Below are 12457 nucleotides of genomic sequence, written 5' to 3'. Positions count from 1 at the left end.
GGTTTCGCTGACGCACGGACACAAAACGCATTTCCGAATTGTGAACCACTGGACTAAGTCTAGTCCGAATTCCCTACAGTCCGAAATCATCTGTAAGCCCGCGGCTTAGTTCATGAACGTGATGCCGGCACCGATATAATGCTGGCGCGGACCGATCGAAGGGCCGGGCGAGAAGCCGTACTCCACGTCGACCTGCACGTGCTGGCCGAAATCGCGCTGATACACCGCATCGGCGAAGAATTTCGCCCCTAAGCCTGGACCGGCGGAAGAAAAGTACGCGTACTCGAGCCCCAACTGCGAAGGCCCGCCCGGCAACGCCGCCGTCAGCTCGAGCGTCGGCGTAAACGCAAAGTACGATTGCGCCACGTTCGGTCGCACGTACGCGCTAAAGGCATTGAACCCAAGCGTCCCGCTCAATCCAAACTCCGAGTTCAAAGTGTAACCCCAGTTGAAGTTTCCCGTAAACTGTGCGTTGCCGGCACCAAAGGTCGATCCGCCGGTCGGAACCGTCACCAATGCGTTCACGCCCCACACCGCTCGCGACGTATACCCCAGCTCGTACTTTGCGCCGAACGCGAAATCCGAGCCGCCGACGACCGGCACCCCGGCAGACGACGTGCGGTTCGTGGTCAGCGGACCGACCTCCAAATCCAGATGCGGATCGTACGTGCCGATCCGAATCAACGATTGCGGATACGATACCGTATTCGAACCGCCCGTGGTCGTCAGATTCTCATAGCCGTTCTCAATATCGACGTGGCCGGTACGCACCGTGCACACGCCGGTTCCGAACGTAGGCCGGTTCACGATCGACAGCAACGACCCGCATGGATCGGCGGGCGTCGGCACCGGAGACGGCGCGGGCGAAGGCGCCGCGCCGACGAGCGCGCCAACCAACGGCGCAAGCAATAACGAGCGTAAGCCTATAAGCATGATCGCCGCTAATCCTAGGAATCAAAACCATAACGTCAAGCGTCCGAATGGATGATCCGTTCGGAGGATGGCGCGGCCAACACGAGCGGCCGATAATGAACCAAATGCTCGAAATCGCCTTGATCTTGCTGACCGCCATATGCTTCACAGTTCTGGACCGCTATATCGCGGGCTGCGAACGAGTCTAACGCGAGCACAACAACAAGTGCACGCTGACGACACGATCGGACTGGCGCTGGCCGTACTCGGCCTGGCCTACCTCATCTTCGCAATGCTGCGACCGGAACGGTTCTAACAACAGATGACTGCCATAGGATGGATCCAAGCGCTGCTGCTCTTCGCGGCAGTGCTTGCGCTGACGAAACCGACCGGACTGTACTTAGTCGCAGTCTACGAAGGCCGCAAGACCTGGCTCACGCCAATAATGCAACCAATAGAGCGCGCGATTTACAAAATAACGGGCGTGCGCGAAGACCAAGAGATGTCGTGGATCGTCTACGCGCTCGCGTTGCTGGCGTTTTCACTCATCGGCGTTGCCTATCTTTACGTTCTGCTACAAACGCAAAAATGGCTGCCCTTTAACCCGCAGCACTTCGATAACATGGCACCCGACCTCGCGTGGAACACCGCCATCAGCTTCACCACCAATACCAATTGGCAGTTCTACTCCGGCGAGAGCACCATGAGCTATCTCTCGCAGATGGCCGGCCTGGCGTGGCACAACTTCGTCTCTGCTGCCGCCGGCCTCGCGATCGCCGTCGCCGTCGTTCGCGGCATAACCAGAACCACCATCAAAACGCTCGGTAATTTCTGGGTCGATCTCACCCGCTCGCTGCTGTACGTTCTGCTGCCGGCCTCGATCGTAATCGGCCTCGCGCTGGTGTGGACTGGCGTCCCGCAAAACTTCAACGCATATCACGACGTAAAAACCGCAACCGGCCAAACCCAAACGCTAACCGGCGGCCCAATGGCTAGCCAGGAAGTCATCAAAGAGCTCGGCACCAACGGCGGCGGGTTCGTCAACGCCAACTCGGCGGCGCCCAATGAAAACCCGAACGGCATTTCCAACTTCATCGAAATGCTGCTGATCCTGGTTCTCGGCGCCGCACTCACGTACATGTACGGAAAAATGGCGCGCGACACTCGCCAAGGCTGGGCGATTTTTACGGCGATGGCGCTACTGTTTTTCGCCGGCTTTGCCATCACGTATTGGGCCGAAGCGGCCGGCAACCCCATCGTCCATCACATGGGCGTCGCCGGCGCAAACATGGAGGGCAAGGAATGCCGCTTCGGCGCCGCATCGTCCGCATTATTCGCGACCGTCACTACCGATACGTCGTGCGGCGCGGTGAACTCTATGCACGATTCGTTCGAACCGCTCGGCGGTCTGATGCCGCTGGTCAATATGCAGCTGGGCGAGATCGTTTTCGGGGGCGTCGGCAGCGGCTTATACGGCATGCTCGTCTTCGTCGTGTTGACCGTCTTTATCGCAGGCCTGATGGTCGGCAGAACGCCCGAGTTCCTCGGTAAGAAGATCGAACGTCGCGAAATCCAGTTCGCGGTGCTGGCAATTCTCGTCACGCCTGCGTTGTGCCTCATCCCTACGGCGCTCGCCGCGATAACGCCCGTGGGAACCGCGACGCTGAGCAATAGCGGCCCGCACGGCTTCTCCGAAATACTCTACGCCTTCACGTCGACCAACGCCAATAATGGGTCGGCGTTTGCCGGCCTCGGCGCCAACTTGTTCTACAACATCGCGACCGGGATCAACATGTTGTTCGGACGCTTCGCCGTCGCGATTCCAACGCTGGCGCTGGCCGGCGCGCTCGCCGGAAAACAAGCGGTACCGCAAAGCAAAGGTACGTTCCGCAGTAGCTCGCCGGTGTTTGTCGTGCTACTGATCGGCGTGATCGTCATCGTCGGCGCCCTCACGTTCTTACCGGCCGACGCGCTCGGTCCGATCGTCGAGCACCTCTACCTCAACGAAGGAAAGACGTTCTAATATGCTGTCCGCGCGCCGCTTAGAACGGCGACCCAAAGCGCTCTCGCTGCTCGACGGGCCGATACTAATCGGCGCCGTTGCCGGATCGTTCGTCAAACTCGATCCGCGCAAACAAATCCGCAATCCGGTGATGTTCGTGGTCGAAGCCGCCGCCGCCGTAACGACCGGATTCTTTATCCGCGACGTGGCGGTGCACGCGTCGAGCGCCGCTTTCGACATCGCGATCGCGCTGTGGCTATGGTTCACGGTACTCTTCGCCAACTTCGCCGAAGCCGTGGCAGAAGGCCGCGGCCGCGCGCAAGCCGACTTCCTTCGGAAAACCAAATCCGAGACGACCGCGCGCCGTCTCACCCAAAATGGAGAAGAAGAGCGCGTCGCAAGCGCCCTGCTGCGAAAAGGCGATCGATTCGTGGCCGAAACCGGCGATGTGATTGCGGCCGACGGGGAAGTCGAATCGGGCGCTGCCACGATCGATGAATCCGCCATTACGGGCGAATCTGCGCCCGTCATTCGCGAATCCGGCGGCGACCGCAGCGCCGTCACCGGTGGAACGCGCGTACTCTCCGATCGGGTCGTCGTGCGCGTCACCGCCGAGCCCGGATCCGGTTTTCTCGACCGCATGATCGCTCTGGTGGAAGGCGCGCAGCGCCAGAAAACCCCGAACGAAATTGCGCTCTCGATCTTGCTAGCCGGATTGACAATCGTATTCCTCATCGCCGTCGCCACGCTATCGCCGTTTGCGATCTACGCCGGCGCCAAGCAAAGCGTGACGGTGCTCATCGCGTTACTCGTGTGTCTGATCCCAACGACGATCGGCGGACTGCTGTCGGCCATCGGCATCGCCGGCATGGACCGCGTGATGCAACGCAACGTGCTTGCCACCAGTGGACGCGCGGTCGAAGCCGCGGGCGACGTCGATACGTTGTTGCTCGATAAAACTGGAACGATCACGCTCGGAAATCGCCAAGCCACCGCGATCATCGCCGCTCCCGGAGTCGAGCAAAAAGAAGCCGAACGCGTCGCTTACGTCACTTCGCTAGCCGACGAAACGCCCGAGGGCCGGTCGGTTGTCGCGTTGGCGCGCGAAACCATCGGCCACATGCCGCAACCCGCCGGCACATTCGTTCCGTTCAGCGCCTACACGCGCATGAGCGGCGTCGATCTCCAAGACGGTGCGCAGCTCCGCAAGGGCGCACCCGACTCGATTATCGCGTGGGTTCGCGAACGCGGCGGCAGCGCGCCGCCAGAGCTCTCCCAACAGGTCGAGCGCATCGCGCGCAGCGGCGGCACGCCGTTACTGGTCGCGCGCGGTGCGCAGGTCGTCGGAGCGATCCATCTCAAAGACGTGCTCAAACCGAACATTCGTGTGCGATTCGAACGCATGCGCGCCATGGGAATTCGTACGGTGATGATCACCGGAGATAACCCGCTCACCGCAGCCGCTATCGCCAGAGAAGCCGGCGTCGACGACTTTCTCGCCGAGGCCACGCCCGAAACCAAGATGGACCTCATCAAGCGCGAGCAACAGTCGGGACGTTTGGTCGCGATGACCGGCGACGGCACCAACGACGCACCGGCACTGGCGCAAGCCGACGTCGGCGTCGCGATGAACTCGGGCACCCAGGCCGCCAAAGAGGCTGCCAATATGGTCGATCTCGATTCGGATCCGACCAAGCTGATCGACGTCGTCGAAATCGGCAAGCAGTTGCTGATGACGCGCGGAGCGCTCACCACCTTCTCCATCGCCAATGACGTTGCCAAATACTTTGCGATTCTGCCCGCGATGTTCGCGGCCGCCTACGCGCCGATGGCGACGCTCAACGTCATGCACCTCAGCACGCCGCAAAGCGCCATCCTGTCGGCCGTGATCTTCAACGCGTTGATCATCGTCGCGCTCATTCCGATCGCGTTGCGCGGCGTCAAATACGAGCCGCGAGGCGCCGACGTCGTGCTGCTCCGCAATACGCTGATCTACGGCGTCGGCGGCGTGATCGTACCGTTCGTCGGGATCAAAGTCATCGACGTCCTTCTCACCGCGTTACATCTGACATAAGGAATTCCAAACAGCCGTGATCGCACAACTAGGCACGTCGTTCCGTATGACCGTCGTAACGGTCGTACTTCTCGGACTGCTGTATCCGCTGGCTATGACCGGGTTCGCGCGCGTCGCGTTCCCGTGGCAAGCCGCCGGTTCGCTGGTGAAGGTCGACGGGCGCGTGGTGGGCTCGACGCTCGTAGGCCAACTCTGGACGCAGCCGCAGTACTTTCAGGGGCGCCCATCGGCCGCCGGCAAAGGCTACGATCCGACGTCCACCGGCGGCACGAATCTCGGGCCGACCTCGGCCAAGCTCATGACTGCGACGCAAAAACGCATCGCGCAACTCAAGCACGACAATCCAGACGCCCTCGGAGCGCCGCCGATCGATCTCGTGACGAGCAGCGCCAGCGGCATCGATCCCGATATCTCGCCGGAAGCGGCCTACTGGCAAGTGCCGCGGATCGCCGCCGCCCGCCATGTGTCCGTCGATTCGGTGCGGGCGCTCGTCGCAACACACATCGCGGGTCGGCAACTGGGCTTCCTCGGCGAACCGCACGTCAACGTGCTGGCGCTAAATCTCGACTTGCAAGAAGATTCCATGGCCAGATAGTTACATAATGCTTTCACACGGGGTTACAATATGAAAGCATATGGTAACCCAAACGATGCCGACGGCCGTTTCCCGGATTCTGGAAGACCTCCGGACAGAGGGTGGCCTTCAGGGGAAAGACGTCGCCAACATTGTGGACGTTTCCCCGGCCACCGTATCGCGCTGGGCCGGCGCAAGGCAACCCCGGACATTCACAGGCAGACGGTTATTGCCAATCTGGCCTACATCGCTCGGCGCTTGGCTGACTTTTATGAACCCGCAAAAACCCGGTTGTGGTTGAATGCGCGCCACCCGCTTCTCGAAAATCAACGGCCTATCGATCTGATACGAAACGGCGATCCCGAGCCGGTCCTCGCTCTGATCGAACAGCTCGATTCCGGCGTTTACCTATAAACATCGAACTCACGTGGACCGCCCGGCTCGTGACCCTTTGCAGACTTCGTGCATTGGCGGCCGATTGGACTCTGGATCGGGTGGCGCTTTGTACGCATCCTTTTCTGCGGATGGGGCGATCGCCGAAATTTATTTTTGGCTAGGTCAGGAGCCCGTATTCCCATCGAAGTTTAGAGCAACGCTGTACGAGCTGAGCGTTTCGCTCGCAGATGTTATTCGATTCGACGATATCGAAATGCTCGAGCCTTTCGGCGTGGCGAGAGCGCACTCGCTCGACGCGAAGAAGCTTCAGTAGAAGAACTGCTGGAGTTGACTAAACGACGGTCCGAAGGCCCAACCCATTCGTTTGCTAGGATTGATCACCGGCGCCGGTTCGCCCGCGTAGAAGGTGAAGCCGGTGATCGTTTCCATTATATTACCTTGCTCGTCGTAGACCACGATCGCACTGCCGCTTCCACAGGCGTTGTACTGTTCGGTCACGATAAACAGCCCGTTGGTCGAGTCGTTGGCGATGCCCGACCCGCTATTCAGCTGCGACGTATCGCTCGTGCAGGGTAACTGCGCGAACGTGGCGGTTTTGCTCGCGAGATTGTAAAATTCGACTTGTGCGTTCAGCTCCGTGTCGGTGGCGAAGATGCCGGTGTTCGAGTCGACCGCCGCTCCATTCACCGAACCGGCGTGATAATAGCCGTTGTTCAGGCCGTTGAATTGCGTTTTCTTACCGGTCTTCATGTCGAACAGCACGTTGAGCGGCGGATCGCCACCGACTCGTCCGTAATCCGGCGAGAGCGCGAACACGGCTTGATTGGTTTTCGTATCCTGGGCTAACTGCGGTCCGTTGCCCAGCGAAAAGAAGTTCGGATCCAAATGCACGACCTTCGAGAACGTATTCTTGGCCACGTTCGATACGATCAGATCCGGAATGTCGTTCTTCTTGAGCTCTATGGAATACAGCGCGGTGGAGGCGGCCGTTTGATTTGGAGCAACCTGCTCGACTTGAATGTCTTTGAGCGGCGGCGTCCACTTACCGGTAAACTTCTGCTGCGTCGGCGGCGCGATCGTATTATACGCGCGGCGCGAGTAAATCGAGCTTTTTATCGGAATGTAGCGAATCGCTAAAGCGACGTCGCCGGTGGTGATTCCGACGATACTGTATGTGGTGCCGGCGGGAGCCTTCTTCGGAAACGAGCCGGTGACGGCGCCCGAGTCTTGGTCGAACGATTCGATCGACGTCGCGGTTGATAGAATTCCGTCGTTGCCGGTCGAGTTGATGTCAAATCCGAAGATCTGGCCGCCTTTACTCGTGAGCACGGCCCCGAGCCCGGGTTTGGTCGCGGAGTGCGCCGATGCCAGGCCGGATGTGGCACCCGCTGGTGCCGCCGGCGTAGCCCCCCCGACGCCGGCGCACGCGCACGTCAACGCCACCGCACCGCAAGAGAACGCCGCGGCGAGGAGCCTAAAGGGTAATGGCCTCAAACGCATGACGATTGTTCCTCCGGGTGGTTGCGCGACGTGTCCTCAGCCTATTGGGCCGGGATGAAGACTTTCTGAAAGTGGCTTCGGCGTAACTTGCCTCGGCGCCCCGAGTAACAACCAGCGACGTGGTCAACATAGCGATGGCTCTCTGTGCTGCCGCGATTGCCGGAACGATCGCCTATACGGCGCTCCGGTATCGCGAATTACCGGATCGCGTGCCGCTGCATTTTGGAATCGCAGGATGGGCCGATGGGTACGGTCCGCGCGCCACGATATGGTTACTCGTCGTCGTTCAACTGTTTATTATGCTTGTGTACCGCAGTGTCTCGCAGACCGCCGGACCGCGATTGTTGTACGCCGACCTGCTGACAATCGTGCTGCTAGGGTGGATACAGATGCAGATTATCGCCGTGGCGATCGCCGGAACCAAACGCATACCGCCCGCGCGCCTTTACACGGCCGTCGCGCTGTTCTTTGCGGGTGTCCTGCTCTCGATCTTCGTCGTGCGATAAACCGGCCTCGTCTCCCGGCCGATCCTGCAGGGTCCGGCCTAGCCATAGCCTATGTACGCTAGATGCGGATATGCTCTAGAGCCGTAGCCGGCTTTGCGCTTGCAGCTGCGTTGAGTTTGCTGGGCGCCACGCCGTTGCCGATAAACGCGCAATCAGCTAGCCCCGAATCGGCGCTGCTATCGGCGATAAAACTGTGGGGAGATATACGTTATCTCGACCCGCAGACGCCAAGTTCGCAACAGAGATTGGACATGACGTTCATGTCGGCCGAGCCGAAGATTCGGGTAGCGACGGATCGTGCGAGCTACTTGGCAGCGATAGAAGGTTGGTTGTCCGTAGTAAACGATCCGGCGATACACCTCGATCGCGCGAGTCAGTTTCGGCTCAAGGTTACGGTTTCACCGAGCGGCCCTCTCTCGGTCGTTACGATTTCGAATGCTCTAGAGGCGGATCGCGGCAAGGACATCGACTCTTCTGCGGACTCCGGAACGTCCACCCGGCCGTTCGCGCTCGTAGCGAAAAGCGACGCCATCCTGTTCGACCTTCGCGGTATCGAGTATACAAATGCGTCGGCGATGTCGTCGCTCGACGAAATGTTTTCGCCCGACTCGCAACTATCGTTGCTCGTACGTGGCGACGTAGAACTCCCGCGAACGCGCACGCACTCGTATATCGGGTATCCGCCACACAGTTCTAGCTTTGACGGTTATACTTCGCGGTTCGACATTGCCGATCCACAAATACTCCACGGCACTTCGTCGAGCGACCGCAGAATCGGATTTCTGGTCGGCCCTACCACGATGATCTCACCGACGATCCTCGGCCTCGCGATGTCAGGAAAAGCTTCGATCTACAGTATCGGCGGCCAACCGGTGTTCGAGCCAACGAGGACTGCGTCGATTGCCCTAGAGTATGGCCTCACGGCAACCTACCGGCTCGGTGATATCGACGGCATCGATCGCGGCGATACGGTTGCGACGCCGGTGCAGAGCGTGGCCGACGCCATCGGCCGGATGGGCCAACCCGCGACGCGGCTGCAGATCGACCGCAAAGATCTTCCTATCGAGAAGAAAGACGATTCGTACGGCAGCGGGATGTCGTTCCCGGATGAGGGGCTGCGCATCCTGGCGGTTGCGCGTATCTATAACGTCATCCGATACTTTTCACCCTATACATCGCTCTCGCACGACGATTGGGATAAGGCGGCCGAACGCGCAATTTCCGACGAGATCGTGGCCCGCAACCCGCACGACTACCTGATCGGGCTCATGCGCTTCTACGCGCACCTGCACGATTCGCACGGCGCCTTCATGGGCGACCTAGTTTCACAATACTATGGTGCCGGCGTACCGATAACGGTCCGATACCTGCGGCATCAAGCGGTCATCACGGCAATCGCTCGTTCGGGAAGGCTACCTGCCAGTATGCGCGTGGGCGACGTCATCGATGCGATCGACGGTGTTCCAACCCATATGGCGATGCTACGAGCAGAAGAGCTGATAAACGCCTCGACGCCGCAGTCGGCCGATCTCGATGCGCTTCGGAATTACGGCGCCGGCTCGTTGATCGCCGGTCCGGTCGGTTCGACCGTTACGCTTCGCTATCACGCTCCGGGCAGCAAACGCAGCGTGTCCGCGACCGTGAAGCGTTCCGCCGGCGGCTCGATCGAAAAGAGCGCGGAACCGATCTACGCGATTTTGCCCGGCAATGTGGGCTATGTCGATTTGGATCGTTTATTGCCCTCGCAAGTCGGCAGTATGTTTATCGCGCTTTGGAATACGAAAGCGATCGTCTTCGACAATCGCGGATACCCCCGATTGGCAGAGTGGCCGGTCGCCGCGCGCTTGACATCGCGGTCGAATGTTCCGTTTGCATTATTTTCAACACCCGTCGTGAGCAACCCGATCGACAGCGCGGAAGACGATATTGCTTGGTTGCCGGCTTATCGGCAGTTTATGCAGCGTCTCACCGCATCCGACGCGGCAAAATATCGCAAGCCGACCGTCATGCTGATCGACGCGCGAGCGATCAGTCAATCCGAGCACAGTGCGCTGCTCTTTCGCGCGGCGGCGGGAACGCGCTTCGTGGGAACGCCAACTGCCGGCGCCGACGGCGACGTCACCAGCATGGTCGTACCCGGTAATATAACGCTATATTTCAGCGGCGAAGGCGTACGCTGGCCCAACGGCACGCAGCTTCAGCGCGTCGGCATCCAGCCGGACCGTTGGGTCGAACCGTCGGCCTTCGATGTCGCCAAGTACAGCGACGTCGTGTTGCAAGCGGGTCTCGACGAAGCGTTATTGCTGAGCGGATCGCCGGCGGCGACCCGACGAGCGGCCGCCGTGGCCGAACGGACCAGAGAACTCGTCCTCACGCGCTACGGCAGCGCAACAACGGCGTCGAGCGTTCGCGGAACGGACGACCGTCCGTTACAGTTTACGTGGACACTTCGTGGTGATACGTTTGCGGCGGAGCCGACCGACGCCGGTGGGTATTCGGGTGGCCCGACCCATTCGATGCACAGCGTGGACGGCGTCGATCCGCAGACCAAGCCGTTCGGTTCGTACGGTGGCCATTTCGATGTTACGCCGTATCTCGGGAAGACGATTCGCGTGCGCGGATATCTTTCGACCGACAACGTTGTCGGCGGCGCTGGTTTCTGGCTGCGGATCGACGGCCCGTCGATGCAGCTCGACAACATGCAAGACCGATGGCTGCACGGGACGACAAACTGGACTCCCTTCACGATCGTTCTCCACGTGCCGCCCGACGCAACCCAAGCAGTGGGCGGCATCTTAATGGTCGGCACCGGCAAAATCCGAGCGTCGGATATCCACGTCGATATCGTTCCCGACTCGACGCCGACCACCGAAATATAGCCTGAAGGCCGGCCGGACATGTCGCCTCGCTTGTTTGCCATTTTAGTGCTGCTCTCGGTCGCAGCGTGCGATCATCGCAGCGCGGCGTCGCGCGGCGCGTCGCAGTTGGTCGTGGCGCGCTTGTCGGAGCCAAGTTCGCTCAATCCGCTCTATCTGCAAGGACCGGATGTGAGCGACGTTTCTGCCTTATTGTTCTCGTCGCTAACCCGCTACGACGAGCGTAACCAGATCGCGCCCGACGTTGCAGCCGTCGTGCCGACGGTCGCTAACGGAGGCATTTCTGCGGACGGTCGCCATATCGTGTACCGCTTGCGCCACGGCGTGCGATGGCAAGACGGGATCCCGCTCACCGCTCGCGACGTCGTTTTCACCTACCGTGCGAGCGTCGACCGAGTTAACGCTATTCCGGCGCAGTCCGATTACGACTCGATCGAGAGCGTTTCGGCACCCAACCCGTATGAAGTGGACGTACTACTAAAGCGTCCGTTCGCTCCGATCGTCGCGACGTTCTTCGGAGGTGACGGACGGCCGATTCTCCCGTCGCACGTGCTCGAAAAATACAAAACGTTGGTCGCCGCGCGGTTTAATCTTTCGCCGATCGGTTCGGGACCGTATCGGCTGGAACGATGGCTCCGCGGCGACCGTCTCGATCTGGTGGCCAACGACCACTACTATGCCGGAACGCCGAAGATCGCGCGCATCAGCATCCGTTTCGTTTCGAATCACGCGACGATCCTCAACGAATTGCGAACCGGCGATGTCGACGCCACGTTCCTGGCCAGTCCCGCCGAGATCCGGTCGTTACGCGCACTGCCGGAACACACCGTCGTCGTCACGCGCGACCGGCCAAGCTTCGGCGTGATCGTTCTGAATCTCGGCGATGTGATGTTTCACGATGTAGCCGTGCGACGCGCCTTCGCTGCCGCTATCGACCGGTCGGCGATCGCGAAAAAAGCCACGTACGGAATGTACGATGCGGCGACCGGGACGCGTGGCCTGTTCGGGTGGGCGTACGATCCGAAGGCCGACGCCCAAACCTACGATTCGGAGCGAGCGCGAGAGCTACTAGAAAAGGCCGGTTGGCACACCGCCCCCGATGGCGTTCGAACCAAGAATGGCCGCCGGCTGCAATTGCAATTCGTTTTCTACGGCCGGTCGTTTGCAGCCGGCACCATCGTCCCGCTGATCGTCGAGGAGGCGAGAGTCGCGGGCTTCGACGTCAAAGCCAAGCCATACGATATCAATCAGCTGTACGCGCCGGGCGGACCGCTCGAACGCGGAACGTTCCAAATCGCGCTACTCGGGATGCAAACCGGTCTCGATCCCGATCCATCCTCCTACGTAGCGTGCGGTCAGGTTCCCCCGAACGGCTTTAACTTCGCGCGCTATTGCGATCCCGATGTCGACCTCGCGCTGCATCGGGCGCTGGCAACCTACGAACGCAGCGAGCGCAAACCATATTACAGCCTCATCCAACGCAAACTGGCTGCGGATGTTCCGTACGTATTCTTGTGGCAACCCAGTGAAATCGACGTTATCCCCAACGCCTTGCGCGGGTACGAACCATCCGCGAAGAGCGGCCCGTACGCGTCTGTCGCACGGTGGCACTTTTAG

The 12457-nt window shown here is 60.4% G+C and carries 9 protein-coding genes; 7 read left to right on the top strand and 2 right to left on the bottom strand.

Annotated elements, in window-relative coordinates; genetic code table 11:
- Nucleotides 1-105: 105 nt before the first annotated feature.
- On the bottom strand, nucleotides 106-933 hold the full coding sequence (locus VGF98_00715) for a hypothetical protein (protein ID HEY1680149.1): 828 nt from the start codon (nucleotides 931-933) through the stop codon (nucleotides 106-108).
- Between the two features lie 205 nt (nucleotides 934-1138).
- On the opposite strand from VGF98_00715, the gene kdpF reads away from it, so the two are divergent.
- From kdpF to kdpC, 4 genes are read left to right on the top strand one after another with little or no spacing between them, the layout of a single operon-like run.
- Entirely contained in the window at nucleotides 1139-1228 is a 90-nt protein-coding gene (gene kdpF / locus VGF98_00710) for a K(+)-transporting ATPase subunit F (protein ID HEY1680148.1), read from the top strand.
- Between the two features lie 6 nt (nucleotides 1229-1234).
- Nucleotides 1235-2935 (top strand): potassium-transporting ATPase subunit KdpA, encoded by a 1701-nt coding sequence (kdpA, locus tag VGF98_00705; protein ID HEY1680147.1) that lies wholly within the window; start codon nucleotides 1235-1237, stop codon nucleotides 2933-2935.
- Between the two features lies 1 nt (nucleotide 2936).
- Entirely contained in the window at nucleotides 2937-4988 is a 2052-nt protein-coding gene (kdpB, locus tag VGF98_00700; protein ID HEY1680146.1) for a potassium-transporting ATPase subunit KdpB, read from the top strand.
- Nucleotides 4989-5004: 16 nt separating this feature from the next.
- Nucleotides 5005-5583 carry a potassium-transporting ATPase subunit KdpC gene (gene kdpC / locus VGF98_00695; GenBank protein ID HEY1680145.1) on the top strand — a complete coding sequence of 193 codons (579 nt, stop codon included), beginning with the start codon at nucleotides 5005-5007 and terminating at the stop codon, nucleotides 5581-5583.
- A 681-nt stretch (nucleotides 5584-6264) separates the two neighbouring features.
- Here the strand turns inward: kdpC and VGF98_00690 are convergent.
- Nucleotides 6265-7458 (bottom strand): hypothetical protein, encoded by a 1194-nt coding sequence (locus VGF98_00690; GenBank protein ID HEY1680144.1) that lies wholly within the window; start codon nucleotides 7456-7458, stop codon nucleotides 6265-6267.
- Between the two features lie 119 nt (nucleotides 7459-7577).
- Here VGF98_00690 and VGF98_00685 point away from each other — a divergent pair, with 119 nt between their 5' ends.
- From VGF98_00685 to VGF98_00675, 3 genes are all read left to right on the top strand, one after another.
- A complete protein-coding gene (locus VGF98_00685) occupies nucleotides 7578-7964 on the top strand; it encodes a DUF1648 domain-containing protein (GenBank protein HEY1680143.1) in 387 nt (128 codons plus the stop codon).
- Nucleotides 7965-8074: 110 nt separating this feature from the next.
- The gene (locus VGF98_00680; GenBank protein HEY1680142.1) at nucleotides 8075-10843 is read left to right on the top strand and encodes a S41 family peptidase; all 2769 of its coding nucleotides are present in this window, start codon (nucleotides 8075-8077) and stop codon (nucleotides 10841-10843) included.
- Nucleotides 10844-10861: 18 nt separating this feature from the next.
- Nucleotides 10862-12457, top strand: coding sequence for an ABC transporter substrate-binding protein (locus VGF98_00675; protein ID HEY1680141.1), 1596 nt, complete (start codon nucleotides 10862-10864; stop codon nucleotides 12455-12457).

The sequence above is a fragment of the Candidatus Tumulicola sp. genome, assembly GCA_036490475.1.
Taxonomy (GTDB): Bacteria; Vulcanimicrobiota; Vulcanimicrobiia; order Vulcanimicrobiales; family Vulcanimicrobiaceae; genus Tumulicola.
Note: the sequence above shows the minus strand (reverse complement) of the source record. Positions and strands in the feature narration are given on the sequence as shown.